Origin of the sequence: Xanthomonas sp. NCPPB 2586 (genome assembly GCF_041475775.2) — a bacterium.
In the GTDB taxonomy this organism is placed as follows: domain Bacteria; phylum Pseudomonadota; class Gammaproteobacteria; order Xanthomonadales; family Xanthomonadaceae; genus Xanthomonas; species Xanthomonas campestris.
This window is the reverse complement of record NZ_CM192981.1, coordinates 3,934,857-3,949,468: the sequence shown is the minus strand read 5'-3', so window position 1 is coordinate 3,949,468 and position 14,612 is coordinate 3,934,857. Positions and strand designations below refer to the sequence as shown.

The 14,612-nt window shown below is 67.1% G+C and carries 12 protein-coding genes and 2 other RNA genes; 6 read left to right on the top strand and 8 right to left on the bottom strand.

What is annotated here, in order from left to right:
* Positions 1-45: 45 nt before the first annotated feature.
* From rnk to ahpC, 4 genes are all read right to left on the bottom strand, one after another.
* Complete coding sequence (gene rnk / locus ACCQ09_RS17265; RefSeq protein ID WP_011036067.1) at positions 46-477, bottom strand: nucleoside diphosphate kinase regulator; 432 nt, start codon at positions 475-477, stop codon at positions 46-48.
* A gap of 228 nt (positions 478-705) precedes the next feature.
* Positions 706-1,647: a LysR substrate-binding domain-containing protein gene (locus tag ACCQ09_RS17260; RefSeq protein ID WP_011036068.1), complete on the bottom strand. Its 942-nt coding sequence runs from the start codon at positions 1,645-1,647 to the stop codon at positions 706-708.
* Positions 1,648-1,737: 90 nt separating this feature from the next.
* Positions 1,738-3,327: an alkyl hydroperoxide reductase subunit F gene (ahpF, locus tag ACCQ09_RS17255; RefSeq protein ID WP_184396509.1), complete on the bottom strand. Its 1,590-nt coding sequence runs from the start codon at positions 3,325-3,327 to the stop codon at positions 1,738-1,740.
* A gap of 189 nt (positions 3,328-3,516) precedes the next feature.
* Positions 3,517-4,080 carry an alkyl hydroperoxide reductase subunit C gene (gene ahpC, locus ACCQ09_RS17250; protein ID WP_011036070.1) on the bottom strand — a complete coding sequence of 188 codons (564 nt, stop codon included), beginning with the start codon at positions 4,078-4,080 and terminating at the stop codon, positions 3,517-3,519.
* 199 nt (positions 4,081-4,279) lie between these two features.
* Between ahpC and prmC the strand changes: the two genes are divergently transcribed.
* Entirely contained in the window at positions 4,280-5,131 is an 852-nt protein-coding gene (gene prmC / locus ACCQ09_RS17245; protein WP_011036071.1) for a peptide chain release factor N(5)-glutamine methyltransferase, read from the top strand.
* A 174-nt stretch (positions 5,132-5,305) separates the two neighbouring features.
* Positions 5,306-6,247 carry a prolyl aminopeptidase gene (gene pip, locus ACCQ09_RS17240; RefSeq protein ID WP_011036072.1) on the top strand — a complete coding sequence of 314 codons (942 nt, stop codon included), beginning with the start codon at positions 5,306-5,308 and terminating at the stop codon, positions 6,245-6,247.
* 245 nt (positions 6,248-6,492) lie between these two features.
* Here pip and ACCQ09_RS17235 read toward each other — a convergent pair whose 3' ends face one another.
* Genes ACCQ09_RS17235 through ACCQ09_RS17220 form a run of 4 tightly spaced genes read right to left on the bottom strand, consistent with a single transcriptional unit; the run spans position 6,493 to position 9,383 of the window.
* A complete protein-coding gene (locus ACCQ09_RS17235) occupies positions 6,493-7,284 on the bottom strand; it encodes an N-formylglutamate amidohydrolase (RefSeq protein ID WP_011036073.1) in 792 nt (263 codons plus the stop codon).
* A complete protein-coding gene (locus ACCQ09_RS17230; RefSeq protein ID WP_012439149.1) occupies positions 7,265-7,816 on the bottom strand; it encodes an NUDIX hydrolase in 552 nt (183 codons plus the stop codon). The genes ACCQ09_RS17235 and ACCQ09_RS17230 overlap by 20 nt, the downstream gene beginning before the upstream one ends.
* Entirely contained in the window at positions 7,813-8,811 is a 999-nt protein-coding gene (locus ACCQ09_RS17225; protein WP_011036075.1) for a 5'-3' exonuclease, read from the bottom strand. Before ACCQ09_RS17225 ends, ACCQ09_RS17230 begins: the two co-directional genes overlap by 4 nt.
* Complete coding sequence (locus ACCQ09_RS17220; protein WP_011036076.1) at positions 8,808-9,383, bottom strand: nitroreductase family protein; 576 nt, start codon at positions 9,381-9,383, stop codon at positions 8,808-8,810. Before ACCQ09_RS17220 ends, ACCQ09_RS17225 begins: the two co-directional genes overlap by 4 nt.
* A 130-nt stretch (positions 9,384-9,513) precedes the next feature.
* Here ACCQ09_RS17220 and ACCQ09_RS17215 point away from each other — a divergent pair, with 130 nt between their 5' ends.
* From ACCQ09_RS17215 to ACCQ09_RS17200, 4 genes are all read left to right on the top strand, one after another.
* The gene (locus ACCQ09_RS17215) at positions 9,514-11,727 is read left to right on the top strand and encodes a DUF1631 domain-containing protein (RefSeq protein ID WP_011036077.1); all 2,214 of its coding nucleotides are present in this window, start codon (positions 9,514-9,516) and stop codon (positions 11,725-11,727) included.
* A gap of 221 nt (positions 11,728-11,948) precedes the next feature.
* The gene (gene pacR / locus ACCQ09_RS17210; protein ID WP_228427866.1) at positions 11,949-14,297 is read left to right on the top strand and encodes a PacR family protein; all 2,349 of its coding nucleotides are present in this window, start codon (positions 11,949-11,951) and stop codon (positions 14,295-14,297) included.
* A 61-nt stretch (positions 14,298-14,358) separates the two neighbouring features.
* Positions 14,359-14,433, top strand: a non-coding RNA gene (locus ACCQ09_RS17205) — sX9 sRNA.
* Positions 14,434-14,501: 68 nt separating this feature from the next.
* Positions 14,502-14,576: non-coding RNA, sX9 sRNA (locus tag ACCQ09_RS17200), on the top strand.
* Positions 14,577-14,612 lie beyond the last annotated feature (36 nt).

The following is a 14,612-nucleotide window of genomic DNA, read 5'->3' as shown; positions in this document are numbered from 1 at the left end:
GTGGAACGGGTCGGGGATAGGACGCAGCGCGTTACGTTAGCGCGCTCAGCGACGGAAGTCGCCCGCCGCTTCGGGCTGGTCGTGCACAGCGGTCACGCGCAAGCGCAGGTCGCGTCCGCCGGGTGCGCGCCAATCGATGGACTGGCCGACCGACAGGCCGAGCAAGGCGGTGCCCACCGGCGCCAGCACCGAGATGCGGCTGTGTTGGACATCGGCTTCGTGCGGGTACACGAGGGTGAGCGTGTGACGTTCGCCATGCAGCTCGTCTTCGCATTCGATGCGTGAGTGCATGGTGACGACATCGCCGGGAATCTGGTCGGGCGGCACGACGCGTGCGCGGCCCAGTTCGTCGGCCAGCGCAGCGGCGGCCGGATGGTTGTTCAACGCGGAAGACTCGAGCATCGCTTCAAGGCGGGCAAGGTCGTGGCTGGACACCAGGATGGATGGCGGCAAGCCGCTGTGGTGTTGCGAGGTCATGGCAATCTCCTGACAAGGGCAGCGGACGCACGGTGCGCCCTCCAACAACAGGTGAGGGCGGCGCGGCGTGACCACAATGCAGGCGGGCACATCGCACCGGTCACGCGTTGCCAGTAGGCGCCGGCATCAGCGGTAAAGAGTGGACAAGCAAAAGGCGACACCTGCGTGCCGCCTTCGTCCATTGTCGACAAGATTGCGTTGTGAAGCGACCGCGGCAGTGCGCGGCCTTCAGGCGGCGACAGCTTTCGGGCCGCTTGCCGGCTGGTCCAGCGTGAACAGGCTGTCAGGCAATTCCTTGAAGATCTGCGAGAGCTGCTCCAGGAACGCCGTCATTGCCGAGCTGCGCCGCCACGCCATGGCGATGCGCCGGTTGGGCTGCTTGTCTTCGCGGAAGCGGATCAGGCGGATGTTTTCCGAACGTGCCACCGGCGGCTTGACTGCCAGCATCGGCAGCAGGGTGACACCGACATTGGCCGCCACCATCTGGCGCAGGGTTTCCAGGCTGGTCGCCTGGAATTCGGACTTTTCCAGTGCGCCGGCAAGATGGCACACGTCCAGCGCCTGTTCGCGCAGGCAATGGCCGTCTTCCAGCAGCAACAGGCGCTGCTCGGAGAGATCGTCCAGCGTCATGCTGTCATGCCGCGACAGCGGATGACCTTCCGGCACTGCCAGCACGAAGGGTTCTTCGAACAGGAATTCGGCATGCAACTGCTCGTCCTGCAGGGGCAGGGCGAGCAGTGCGGCGTCCATGCGGCCTTCGCGCAACTGGTGGATGAGCTGGTCGCTTTTTTCTTCGATCAGCAGCAGCTCCAGGCGCGGAAAACGCTCGCGGATGCGTGGCACCACATGCGGCAGCAGATACGGTGCCAGGGTGGGGAAGATGCCCAGGCGCACGGTGCCCGCTTCCGGGTCCTGGCTGCGGCGGGCGGCTTCCTTCATCTGTTCCACTTCGGCCACGATGCTGCGCGCGCGCATGGCGGCTTCGCGGCCAGCCGGGGTGAGCATCACCTTGCGAGGCGCACGTTCGACCAGCGGCACACCGAGCTCGTCTTCCAGTTTCTTGATCTGGGTGGACAAGGTGGGCTGGCTCACGAAACAGGCAGTGGCGGCACGGCCAAAATGCTTGTGGTCGGCCAGGGCTACCAGGTATTTCAGGTCACGCAGATTCATGTGCAGCAGCCCTCGTGGCTGTGACGTGGAACGGACTGGACCAACCGCAGCTTAGCGCCCGGGCGGGCCGGGCGCTGGCTGAGCTCACGCTTACGCAGCCTGGGCTACGTCGGCGCTGACCGGTGCGCTGGAGCGGATCAGGTAATCGAACGCGCTCAAAGCAGCCTTGGAACCTTCGCCCATCGCGATCACGATCTGCTTGTACGGCACCGTGGTCGCGTCGCCGGCCGCGAACACGCCCGGCACATTGGTCTGGCCGCGGTCGTCGACGATGATCTCGCCGCGCGGGGACAACTCCACCGTGCCACGCAGGAACTCGGTGTTGGGCAGCAGGCCGATCTGCACGAACACACCTTCCAGGTCGATGTGCTGCGTGTCGCCACCGGTGCGGTCCTTGTAGACCAGCCCAGTGACCTTCTGACCATCGCCCAGCACTTCGGTGGTCTGCGCGCTGGTGATGATGCGCACGTTGTGCAGGCTGCGCAGCTTGCGCTGCAGCACTTCGTCGGCGCGCAGCTTGTCGTCGAATTCCACCAGCGTGACATGCGCCACGATGCCGGCCAGATCGATCGCCGCTTCCACGCCCGAATTGCCGCCGCCGATCACCGCCACGCGCTTGCCCTTGAACAGCGGGCCATCGCAATGCGGGCAGTAGGCCACGCCCTTGTTCCTGTACTGGTCTTCGCCGGGCACATTCATCTGCCTCCAGCGCGCGCCGGTGGACAGGATCACCGTCTTGCTCTTGAGCGATGCGCCATTGGCCAGCTTGATTTCGACCAGGCCATCGGCACCGGCCGGGATCAACTGCTCGGCACGCTGCAGATTCATGATGTCCACGTCGTACTGGCGCACGTGCTGCTCAAGCGCGGCAGCCATCTTCGGGCCTTCAGTTTCCGGCACCGAGATGAAGTTTTCGATCGACATGGTGTCCAGCACCTGACCACCGAAACGCTCTGCAGCCACGCCGGTGCGGATGCCCTTGCGTGCGGCATACACCGCTGCTGCCGAGCCGGCCGGGCCACCGCCAACCACCAACAAGTCGAAGGCGTCCTTGGCGGCGATCTTGGCGGCATCGCGCTTGGCGGCATTGGTGTCGAGCTTGGCGACGATCTGTTCCAGCGTCATGCGGCCCTGGTCGAACAGTTCACCGTTCAAGTACACGGTGGGCACCGACATGATCTGGCGGGTTTCCACCTCGTCCTGGAACAGCGCGCCATCGATGGCCACGTGCTTGATGCGCGGGTTCAGCACCGCGGCCAAGTTCAGCGCCTGCACCACGTCCGGGCAGTTCTGGCACGACAGCGAGAAATAGGTTTCGAACTGATAGTCGCCATCCAGGTGCTGCACCTGCTCGATCAGCTCGGCAGTGGCCTTGGAAGGGTGGCCGCCAACCTGCAGCAGCGCCAGCACCAGCGAGGTGAATTCGTGCCCCATCGGCAGGCCGGCAAAGCGCACCGAAATGTCCTGGCCCGGCGTGGTCAGCGCGAACGAGGGCTTGCGCTGGTTGTCGTCGCGGTGCACGTCCAGGCTGATCTTGTCCGAGAGCAGCACCAGATCCTCGAGCAGCTCGAGCATTTCGCGCGCCTTGGGGATGTCGTCGATCGAAGCATGGATCTGGATCGGCCGCGTGACCCGTTCCAGGTAGGCGGTCAGCTGGGTCTTGAGATTGGCATCCAACATGGAAAACTCCTGGGAATGGGCAAGGGGAGGGCATGGCGTCGCTGCGCATGCGCAGGTCGCCTGGGGAGGAAGGGGATGAACCGCAGCCGGCGCGAAGGCGGGGTGCGTGCTGGCGATGGCTGGCGGGCAGCCCGGCACCGGCTCCGGTTCACCCCCGGCCCGGAAACCGGACCAGGGATGCGAGGCGGCTTAGATCTTGCCGACCAGGTCCAGCGACGGAGCCAAGGTCTTGGCGCCTTCCTTCCACTTGGCCGGGCAGACCTGGCCAGGATTGTTGGCCACGAACTGTGCCGCGGTCAGCTTGCGCAGCGTCTCGGTGACGTCGCGGGCGATGGAGTTGTCGTGGATTTCCAGGGTCTTGATCACGCCTTCCGGGTTGATGATGAAGGTGCCGCGCAGGGCCAGGCCTTCTTCTTCAATGTGCACGCCGAACGCGCGGGTCAGCTTGTGGGCCGGGTCGCCGATCAGCGGGAACTGCGCCTTGCCCACGGCCGGGGAGGTTTCGTGCCACACCTTGTGCGAGAAGTGCGTGTCGGTGGTAACGATGTACACCTCGGCGCCGGCCTTCTGGAACGCGGCGTAGTTGTCAGCGGCGTCTTCCACTTCGGTCGGGCAGTTGAAGGTGAAGGCGGCCGGCATGAAGATCAGCACCGACCACTTGCCCTTCAGGCTTGCTTCGGTGACCTCAATGAAGTTGCCGTTGTGGTACGCGTTCGCCTTGAAGGGCTGGACCTGGGTGTTGATGAGAGACATTGAGTTTCCTCTTGCGGTGAAGGGGGTTGGGGGACGGAACAGGCGCCATGGTAGGTAGGATCAATAGATATCTCAAATCGATTGATGGAATTGCATAGATAGGCTGCGGCTATCAAAACGTCAGACTGGCTCTGGCGTGCGCACCTGCTGCCATCCCCGATAATGGTCGGCCGATGTTTCGCACAAGTGAAGTTGCCGCATGTCTGAGGCTCCCGCCGTCATGTCCGCCGAACAGCTGCTGCGCGAGGCGGTCATCCGCATTGCGCGCAGCGACGCGGAGCCCTTGCTGCTGCATGCGCTGGGGCGCGACCGCGCCTGGTTGTTCGCGCATGGGCGCGATCCGGTGCCGGCTGAGCAGGCGCAGCGCTTCGGCGCGCTGGTGGAGCGGCGTCACCAGGGAGAGCCGGTGGCCTACCTGACCGGCTCGCGCGGGTTCTGGACCCTGGACCTGGCGGTCTCCACCGCCACGCTGATCCCGCGCGCCGATACCGAAACGCTGGTGGAGCTGGCGCTGGAACGCCTGGAGCTGACCGCCGGCGTCCGGGTGGTCGATCTGGGTACCGGCAGCGGCGCGATCGCGCTGGCAATTGCCAGCGAGCGGCCGCAGGCGCAACTGATCGCCACCGATGCCAGTGCCGATGCCCTGGCCATTGCCCGGCACAACGCGCACGCGCATGGGCTGCACAACGTGGAGTGCCGCCTAGGCCACTGGCTGCAACCGCTGGCCGGCGAGCGGTTCGATCTGATCGCCAGCAATCCGCCCTACATCGCCGCTGCGGACCCGCATCTGCAGCAGGGCGATCTGCGCTATGAGCCGGCGAGCGCGCTGGCCTCCGGCAGCGACGGCCTGGATGACATCCGTTTGATCGTGGCTGATACCCCCGCCCATCTGCTGGCAGGCGGCTGGCTGCTGCTCGAGCACGGCTGGGACCAGGGCGAGGCGGTGGCCGCGCTGTTGATCGCGCGTGGGTTTGCAGCGGTGGCGACCCACCAGGACCTGGAGCAGCGCGACCGCGTCACGCTGGGGCAGTGGCCGCACGCTGCGGGGTGATCCCGGCGCATGCGGCAGCGGTTCGGTCTGGACTGTCGAGCAAGCAACCCGCCTGAAGGACGGATTCCACACCAAGCTGTGTGCCTGCGCGCAACGCCATGTCCCTGCGCATCGCCGCGCGGCGTGCCTCTGGCGGCAGCCGATACAATGCGGCCTTTCCCGCAGGACCGACGCATGCGCACGCTCTATCCCGAGATCACGCCCTTCGACCAGGGCACCCTCCAGGTCGACGACCGCCACACCCTCTACTTCGAGCAATGCGGTAACCCGCAGGGCAAGCCGGTGGTGATGCTGCATGGTGGCCCGGGCGGCGGCTGCAATACCAAGATGCGGCGGTTCCATGACCCGGCCAAGTACCGCATCGTGCTGTTCGACCAGCGTGGCGCCGGCCGCTCCACGCCGCATGCCGATCTCACAGACAACACCACCTGGGATCTGGTCGCCGACATCGAACGGCTGCGTGCGCATCTGGGGATCGACCGCTGGCAGGTGTTTGGCGGCAGCTGGGGCTCGACCCTGGCGCTGACGTACGCGCAGACCCATCCGCAGCAGGTCACCGAGCTGGTGTTGCGCGGCATCTTCCTGCTGCGCCGCTGGGAGCTGGAGTGGTTCTACCAGGAAGGCGCGAGCCGGCTGTTCCCGGATGCGTGGGAGCATTACATCGCCGCGATTCCCGCAGAGGAACGGCACGACCTGATCTCCGCTTTCCATCGCCGCCTCACCAGCACCGATGAAGCCACCCGCCTGGCCGCCGCCAAGGCCTGGAGCGTGTGGGAAGGCGCCACCAGCTTCCTGCATGTGGACGAGGATTTCGTCACCGGTCATGAGGACGCGCATTTCGCGCTGGCCTTTGCACGTATCGAGAACCACTACTTCGTCAACGGCGGCTTCTTCGATGCCGAAGACAAGCTGCTGCGCGACGCGCACCGCATCGCCGAGATTCCCGGTGTGATCGTGCAGGGGCGCTACGACGTGGTGTGCCCGATGCAGAGCGCGTGGGAGCTGCACAAGGCCTGGCCGAAGGCCGAGTTGAAGATCAGCCCGGCGGCCGGTCACTCGGCCTTCGAGCCGGAGACTGTCGACGCGCTGGTGCGTGCGACCGACAGCTTCGCCTGAGAAGGCGCGCGGTGAGCGGCCGGCATGTCCGGCCGCTGACCAAGCTGCCGCAGTAGATGCGTTGCCGAATGCAACGCGCCAATGCAATGCGATGCAATGCGCTAAGGCAACGACCACTACGTAGGAGCGCGCTTGCGCGCGATGGGGATTTACCGATAACGCCCCATCGCGCGCAAGCGCGCTCCTACGTCGCTTGCAGCCCGGCAAACCATCGCGGCGTTTAGCTCAACAAACCAGCGCGGTACTTAGCCCGGCAAACCCTCCGCCAGAGGCGGCAACAGCCGCGCCAGCCGCTGTGCCCAGGCGGCCTGGCCGGCGGCGTCGCTGATCAGGTCCTGGCGGATTTCCAGCTCCACATGCGGCAGGCCGCGGCCTTCGCCGTACACCGGAATCGCGTAGTCGGTGGCATCGCTCACCGCATACGGCTGGTTGTCGCCCACCACCAGATCAGGTTCCGCGCGCAAAGCCTGCAGCAGCCGATGCGCCAGGCGCGTGTCGCGGTTGTACAGCACGCCCGCATGCCAGGGCCGTGCGATCCCGGCCATCACCGGGGTGAAGCTGTGCATCGAGACCAGCAGCGTGGGCTGGGTGCGTGCCGCGCGTGCGTCCAGTTCGGCGGCAATGCGCGCGTGGTACGGCGCAAAGATGGCGTCGATACGTTGCTGGCGCGCGCTGGCGGTCAGCCCGGCGTTGCCTGGAATCGGCGTGCTGTCGCTGACCTCCGGCATCAGGCTGGCGGCAGCGTGCGGGCGGTTGCAGTCGATCACCAGCCGCGAATAGGTCTGGCTGATCGAAAACGCGTCCAGCTGCTCGGCCAACCGGCGCGTGACCTCGGCAATGCCGATGTCCCAGCCGATATGCCGGTCGAGTTCGTGCTGCGGCAGGCCGAGGTTGTGCAAGCGCGCCGGCACGCGTTGCCCGGCGTGATCGGCGATCAACAACCACGGCGATGCGCCTTGCGCGTTGCGCACCGTGAACGGCGCGGGGTCATCCGGGCCGAGCAGCGGGGCGGCCACCTCAACCACGCGGCGTGCCATCCAGTGCGTGGTCGACCAGGTACAGGCCGGCCCACAACTTGGGGTCCATCTGGTAGCCCTCGGCCATCTTCTGCACCAGCCACGCGCCCACCTGTGCGCGCGGGATTTCATGCACGGTGATGTCTTCGCTTGCATCGCCGCCGCCTGCGCCGACCTTGCGCAAGCCGGTGGCGCGCACGAAGGCGATCTTCTCGCTGCTGGCGCCGGCCGAGGTGGGGCCGATCATCAGCACTTCGGCATGGTCGGCGGTCCAGCCGGTTTCTTCTTCCAGTTCGCGGATCGCCGATAGCTCGATGGATTCATCGGCATGGATATCGCCCACCAGCCCGGCGGGCATTTCGATGGTGCGCGCCTGCAACGGCACGCGGAATTGTTCGACGAACAGCATTGCATCGTCCGGCGTCACCGCCACGATGATCGCGGCCAGCCCGCCGGCATGTACGCGCTCGGAATATTCCCAGGTGCCGCGAACCACCATGCGCTGGTACTTGCCTTCGTAGACCACGGTGGGCGGAGTGTCGTGTCGATTCATGGAAAGGGACCTTGGGACAGGGAAGCGGGAGGTGGCGGCAACACGGCGCCGCCACTGGCGGCCAGCAGGCGCCGGCGCGTGAGCGGGCCAAAGCGCAGGCTGTCGCACAGGCCGGTCAGCATGTCGGTATCGGCGGGGGCGCGCGTGAAGCCGGACTCGGTGAGTTCCAGCGGCGCATCGAGCGCGATGGTGGTGAGCTGACGCCACAGCAAGGCGTGCTCGCGCTGTTCGCGCAACCGCAGCGCCATTTGCGCAGCGCCGCGCAAGCGCAGGAACGGCAGCTCGTCCAGCCGTTCGAGCAGGGCATCCAGGCTGCCGAAGTGCGCCAGCAGCACCGCTGCGGACTTGGCGCCGATGCCGGTGATGCCGGGGATGTTGTCGATCGCATCGCCGCACAGCGCCAGGTAGTCGGCCATCTGGTGCGCGTGCACGCCATGACGTGCCTTCACCCCGTCCATGCCCCAGCGCACATTGCGCGCGTAGTCCCACTGTTCGTCGTGTTCGAACAACAGCTGCGACAAGTCCTTGTCGGCCGAGACGATGATGCCGCGCAGGCCCCGCGCACGCGCGCTGTGCAGCGCGCTGCCAATCAGGTCGTCGGCTTCGTATTCGCGATGGGCCAGCACGCTCAGCCCCAATGCCGCGCACAGTGCCTTGCAATGCGCGAACTGGCGGCGCAGTGCGTCCGGCGCGGGCTCGCGGTTGCCCTTGTAAGCAGGGTAGATCGCATGCCGGAAACAACTGTCCAGCGCTTCGTCGAACGCGATGGTGATGTGCTGCGGGCGCTCGCGTTCGAGCAGATCCAGCAGGAAGCGGGCAAAGCCATGCACCGCATTGGTGGGCCAGCCCTGCGCGTCCTGGAACTCGTCCGGGATCGAATGCCAGGCGCGGAACACGTACAGGCTGGCATCAACCAGATACAGCGGCACCGGGCGCGGCGTCCGCAGCGCCGCGGCAAGCGGCGCGGTGGCAAGCGGGGGCGCGGGCGTGGTCACGGCGTCCAGTCGCGCAGCAGTGCGCGTGGGTCGGGGCGCTCGCGCTCGGGCACCTGCATGCGCGGTGTGCCGATGTGGATGAAGCCGACCACGCGCTCGTGTTCGCCCAGCCCCAGATACCCGGCCACCGCCGGGTCGTAGGCCATCCAGGCGGTCAGCCATTGCGCACCGAAGCCATGCGCCTGCGCAGCCTGCAGCAGCGCAAAGCAGACGCAGCCTGCGGTCATCAACTGTTCCTGCTCGGGCACCTTGTGCTCCGGCTGCAGCGTGGCGATAACCGTAATTACCAGTGGCGCCTGGCTGAAGCGTTCGCGGTCCTTTTGCACGGCCGCTGGCGGCGTCAACGGATCGCCTGCCAGGGTGCGTTCGGCCAGGAACTCGCCCAGCGCCTGCCGTGCATCGCCGGCAATGCGCAGGAAGCGGAACGGCACCAGCTTGCCGTGGTCGGGCACGCGCACCGCCGAGGTAAGCATGCGTAACAAGGTGGCCTCGTCCGGGCCGGGCTCGCCGAGTTGTTTGGAGGGAACCGAGCGGCGGGCGTCCAGCGCCTGGAGCGAATACGGTGCGTGCATAATTCCGGATCACGGCGGGGGTGCTCGATTATAGACGGGCCCTTCCCAACGCCCGTTGCACCATGGCCGGCCGGGCGCTGTCCGCCTGCCATGGCAGATCCTTCTTCATGCGTGCCCTTCGCGTCGTCCGATGACCCAGTTCCTGCCCACCGATGCGCTTCCCAGCCGCAACCCGCAACTGTTGGATCAGGTGCGCGAGGTGGTGCTCGTGCCGCTGGCCGACGCCTTCCTGGACGTGCAGGACGTGCTGGCCGAGTCGCTGTTCCGGCTGGCGGCCGATGCCGGCCCGGCGCAGAACGATTTCATGGAAGCGATCAAGGCGTTGCGCCAGCAACGTGAGCCGATCACCGCGCGCTTCCGTGGGCATCTGGCGCAGGCCTGGCAAGGCCTGGAATCCGGGCGCCCGCTGTCGGCCGACCGCACCCTGGCGCGCGGCGGCGCGGGCCTGAGCCTGCTGCCCGAACACGACCTGGAGGTGCGCCTGGCGGTGCGCAACCTGGCGGGCGCCCTGCAACACCAGTGGCGCCCGGAGCTGATGCGGCTCAACCGCTACCTGGGCTTCATTGCCGGCGGCCTGCGCATTGACGGCGACAGCAATCCGTTTGGCCCCGAGCACCTGGGCGTGGCGCTGTACGAAGCCTTCCAGGGCGTGAGCCTGGCGCCGAAGGTGCATCTGGCGGTGATCAAACTGTGCGAGCAGCAGTTGATGGACCGCGTCGGCACACGCTACAGCGAACTCGAACAGGCGCTGGCACAGGTGGCGCGCCTGCGCGACCTGCCAAAGGCACGCAGCCGCCGGCGCGGGATTCCGCGCCAGGGCGAGGCAGTGGGCGAAGACAGCGGCGATGCGCCCGACTGGATCGCACGCTTCTTCGCCGACTGGTCCGGCGGCCAGAGTGCGCTGGTCGGAGTGGAGGTCATCGACGTGCATCTGCGCACCGGCCGAGACGTGCTGCCGGCCGGGCTGCATCAGTTGCTGCAGCATGCCCGCCGGCAACGCGAGCCGGGCCAGGCAACTGTCTCCACCGAGCAACGGTTGCTGTCGCCGCGCGAAGTGGTCTCGGCCCTGTCATTGCTGCAGACCATGCCCAAGGCCGGCTTTGAGGCCATCGACGGGCTGCAGCTGGGCCTGGCGCGCGGGCTGCGCCAGCAGGTGATGCGTGCGGCGGCCTCGCTGGGCGTGGACCCGGCCACCGCCCGCCTCAATCCTGACGACGAAGACGCGCTGGATCTGGTGGCGCTGTTGTTCGAAGCGATCCTGGTGCAGAGCCATCTGTCCGACTGGCAGCGCGCCTTGCTGGGCCATCTGCTGGTGCCGATGGCCAAGATGGCCATGCTCGACGGCCGCCTGTTCGTGCGCGATGGTCATCCTGCACGGCGCCTGCTCAACCTGTTGGTGGAGGCCTGCGACGGCAACGGTGGCGAAACCTCGGCCGAGCAGGCGTTGCTGGCGCAGGTGCAGGCCGCAGTGGACGAGGTGGTGCGCGATTTCGACGAGCACCCGGCGGTGTTTCTGTCGCTGGAGGCCGAGTTCGGCGCCAGCTACGAGCAATACCGGCGCCGGGTGGAAATCGCCGAGCGCCGTGCCAACGAACTGCAGCGCGCCGAAGAACGCCGCGAGCGTGCGCGCGGCGTCGCCGCACAGGTCTTGGCCGAGCGGCTGGCGCGTGGCGCGCTGCCGCCGGTGGTGGAGCATTTTTTCAGCCGCGTCTGGCACCCGGCGGTGCAGCGGGCGGCGTTGCGCGACGATGGCGCCGGCCCGCTGCTCGAAGAGGCGCTGGCGCTCGGCGACGCGGTGCTGGCGCAGCTGAGCCAGGCCGGCGGCGGCGAAGCGCTGGAGCCGTACCGCGCGGCACTGCTGCAGGCGTTTGCCCAGGCCGGGCTGGCCCAGCGCGAAGCCGAGCAGGCGCTGCAGGAACTGCAGCACGCGCTGGTGGCCGGGCAGGGCGCGGCCGCGCCGATCCTGGCGACCTTGCGGGTTGGCGCCAGCCCCGCCGATGCGGTGGCCGAACCGCTGACCCCGATGCTGGACGCCTCTGCCGAGGTGGAATTTGACCGCGTCACCGCCGATTACTTCCGCAGGTTGCCGCTGGGAACCTGCCTGGACTTCATCGACCGCGCCGGGCGTGTACAGCCGGGCAAGCTGTCCTGGATCAGCCCGATCTCCGGGCGGCTGATGTTCGTCAACCGCCGTGGCGGGCGCTTGTGCGTGTCCTCGCCCGAAGAACTGGCCATGATGGTCTGGCTGGACCGGCTGCGCTTGCACCGCGAGGACGATGCCTTCTACAGCGCCATGCAAGGGGTGGTGGACCGCCTGGATGGTTCCGGCGCCGCGCATGCTTAACCTTGGCCGCCGCCCGGCCGATTCTGGCAAGCTCCACTGCAATGCAGGGGCTACGATGTCCGACTGCCATGCAAACCCTGGGCGGTCACGAGTAAAGTGAGAACTTCGTCACATTTATCGCGCATACCATCCGCCTACCATGCGAGGGCGGAATTTGGGGCCGCGTCTGTTTTTCCTCGTTCGAGAATTTTCACGCCTGCAAAGGCGGGGAGCCTTTGCGCATGACCTTCCAGCCCAGTCCGTCGGGACACCCGGGCCGTGACCAACGCTTGCTCGATCAGGCGCACGCTGTCTTCGTGCCGCCGATCGCGCAGGTATTTGCAGCTGCAGTGGCACATTTCGATGATGTCCTGTTCGACCGCGCCGAATCCGCGGGCGCGTCACAGTTGCTGTTTCTCGATGGCATGCGCGAACTGCGCCGCAAGCGCGACGAGGTCTCTTCACAATTCCGCCAGCAGCTCGAGGCCGGTTGGCAGGCCTTGCTGCAAGGCACGCCGCTGTCGGCGGAGGTGGTGCTGGCCGGCGACATGGGCACCGGCCCGCTGAGCCTGGTGCCCGAGCACGTGCTGGAATCGCGGTTGGCGGTGCGCAACCTGGCCACCGTGCTGCTGCGGGATTTCAAGCAGGTGCTGGCGCGCATCGATCGTCGCCTGGGCTGGATCGCCGGCGGCCTGGAGCTGGTGGCCGATACCAACCCGGTGGGCCCCGAGCATCTGGGCGTAGCCATCCACGAAGCCTTTGCCACCTGCGACCTGGCGCCGGAAGTGCGCCTGGTGCTGATCAAACTGTGCGAGCGCGACCTGGCCGAGCCGATCGGCAAGCTATACGCCCGACTGGACGAGACCCTGGCCAAGGCCAGGGTGATGCCCGAGATTTCCCAGCCCAAGCGTGCGCCGCCGCGCATGCAGCCGCGCGATCAGGCGCAGGGCGAACGCAGCGCCGCCGACGGCCAGGGGTTCGATGGCGAGGCCGCTGGCGAAGACCCCAACGAGCAGTACGCGCCGGCCTGGGCCAACCGGTTTCTGGATCGCTGGGCGCATAGCCGCGGGCGCATGCAGGCGGCCGCGCAGCGCGGCAGTGCGGATGGCCATGCGGGCGGAGACGGCGACGCCGATCACCCGGGCGGCAGCCAGGGCATGCTGCTCGATGCCCTGCACGAGCTGCTCCAGCAGACCCGCAACGTGCGCGAAAACGCCGCATCCGCCGCATCCGTAGCGGTGGGGCAGCAACGCCCGCTGAGCCAGCGCGAGATGATGTCGGTGCTGTCGCTGCTGCAGGCCACGCCGAGTGCCACGCTGCAGGCGGCGATCGGCGACGACGACGAATCGCTTGCGCAGCGTCTGAAAAACGAAGTGCTCAACAGCGCCACGCGTCTGGGCGTGGACCCGGCCACCGCGAAGCTGGATCCGATGGACGAGGATGCGATCGACCTGGTCGGCATGCTGTTCGACGTGATGCTGGACGAGCGCGACCTGGAAAACCGCTCGCGCGAGATGATCGGCCGGCTGGTGGTGCCCTTCGTCAAAGTGGCGCTGCTGGACCGCAAGATGTTCGTCCAGAAGACCCATCCGGCGCGGCGCCTGCTCAATTCGCTGGCCGAGGCCTGCGAAGGCAACAACGGCGACAGCGCTGCCGAGCGCGTGCTGATGGGCAAGGTCGAAGAAATCGTCGACCGCCTGGTGGCCGAATTCAACGAGAATCTGGCGATCTTTCTCACCCTGGAAGAAGAATTTCGCGACTTCCTGTCGCAGCACCGGCGCCGGGTGGAAATTGCCGAACGCCGCGCTACTGAAACCCAGCGTGGCCAGGAAAAACTCGAACTGGCGCGCGCCCGCGCGCTGTTGGAACTGGAGCAGCGCGTGCAGGCCGGCGCGCCATTGCCCAAGGCCGTGGAAGATTTCCTGCGCCAGCCGTGGCTGCATCACCTGACCATGGCGATCCTGCGCGACGGCGACGAAGGCCCGGGAACCGTCGAGGCGCTGGCAATGGCCGACGGCGTGCTGGAGGAACTGGCCGAGGCGCGCCGCCACATCATCGGCAAGCAGTGGCTGCAGGCCTGGCAACCGGCGCTGCACCGTGTGTTTGCCAGCGTGGGATTGCATGGCGATGCCGTGGTGGTGGCGATCACCGCGCTGCACGACACCTTGCAGGCCATTGCCGAGGCGCGGCCAGAGCTGGAAAAGGCCTTGCCGGAGTTGCCGCAGGTGAACCTGCCACCGCCGGCGGCCGAGAGCGTCAGCGTGGTGCTGGGCGCCGAGGCCGTGGCACAGAGTATCGACAGCGCCGATGCGGAGCGGTTCCGCGCGATGGACATCGGCACATGGCTGGATTTCGTCGACAAGGACGGCAAGGTGCAGGCGGGCAAGCTGTCGTGGGTGAGCCCGATCTCCTCGCGGCTGCTGTTCGTCAACCGGCGTGGCGTGCGTTTCTGCGTCGCTTCTCCGGAAGAATTGGCGGTAATGGTGCGGCTGGGGCGGCTGCGCGAGCACATCAACGACGGCGCGTTCGACAGCGCGATGCAGGGCGTGATCGATCGCCTGGACCCGCTCAACAACGGCACCGTGCACTAAGAGCAGCGATCAAAACGACTGCGCAGCCGCCAGGCGGGCGCGGCCGATGCTCGGAATCCTCAGGTACTGGCGGACACTCCGGCTCCTCCGCGCCGTTCGCACCCACCTGGCGACTGCTTGCTCCGTTGTGTTACCCGCTCTAAGCGCCGCTCTCAGAACGGCTGCGTCGCCTCCAAGTGCGTGCCGCCCGTACTCGGCATCCTCATGTGCCCGCGGACACTGTGGCTCTTCCGCGCTGTCCGCACCCGCCTGACCATTACTCGCCACGTTGTGTTCGCTGCTCTACGCGCGTGCCGCACGGTCGCCATGACCGTG

Excerpts from the sequence above, each read along its gene's own strand:
- rnk (WP_011036067.1), bottom strand. The coding sequence starts at position 477 with ATGACCTCGCAACACCACAGCGGCTTGCCGCCATCCATCCTGGTGTCC.
- ACCQ09_RS17260 (WP_011036068.1), bottom strand. The coding sequence starts at position 1,647 with ATGAATCTGCGTGACCTGAAATACCTGGTAGCCCTGGCCGACCACAAG.
- ahpF (WP_184396509.1), bottom strand. The coding sequence starts at position 3,327 with ATGTTGGATGCCAATCTCAAGACCCAGCTGACCGCCTACCTGGAACGG.
- ahpC (WP_011036070.1), bottom strand. The coding sequence starts at position 4,080 with ATGTCTCTCATCAACACCCAGGTCCAGCCCTTCAAGGCGAACGCGTAC.
- prmC (WP_011036071.1), top strand. The coding sequence starts at position 4,280 with ATGTCTGAGGCTCCCGCCGTCATGTCCGCCGAACAGCTGCTGCGCGAG.
- pip (WP_011036072.1), top strand. The coding sequence starts at position 5,306 with ATGCGCACGCTCTATCCCGAGATCACGCCCTTCGACCAGGGCACCCTC.
- ACCQ09_RS17235 (WP_011036073.1), bottom strand. The coding sequence starts at position 7,284 with ATGGCACGCCGCGTGGTTGAGGTGGCCGCCCCGCTGCTCGGCCCGGAT.
- ACCQ09_RS17230 (WP_012439149.1), bottom strand. The coding sequence starts at position 7,816 with ATGAATCGACACGACACTCCGCCCACCGTGGTCTACGAAGGCAAGTAC.
- ACCQ09_RS17220 (WP_011036076.1), bottom strand. The coding sequence starts at position 9,383 with ATGCACGCACCGTATTCGCTCCAGGCGCTGGACGCCCGCCGCTCGGTT.
- ACCQ09_RS17215 (WP_011036077.1), top strand. The coding sequence starts at position 9,514 with ATGACCCAGTTCCTGCCCACCGATGCGCTTCCCAGCCGCAACCCGCAA.
- pacR (WP_228427866.1), top strand. The coding sequence starts at position 11,949 with ATGACCTTCCAGCCCAGTCCGTCGGGACACCCGGGCCGTGACCAACGC.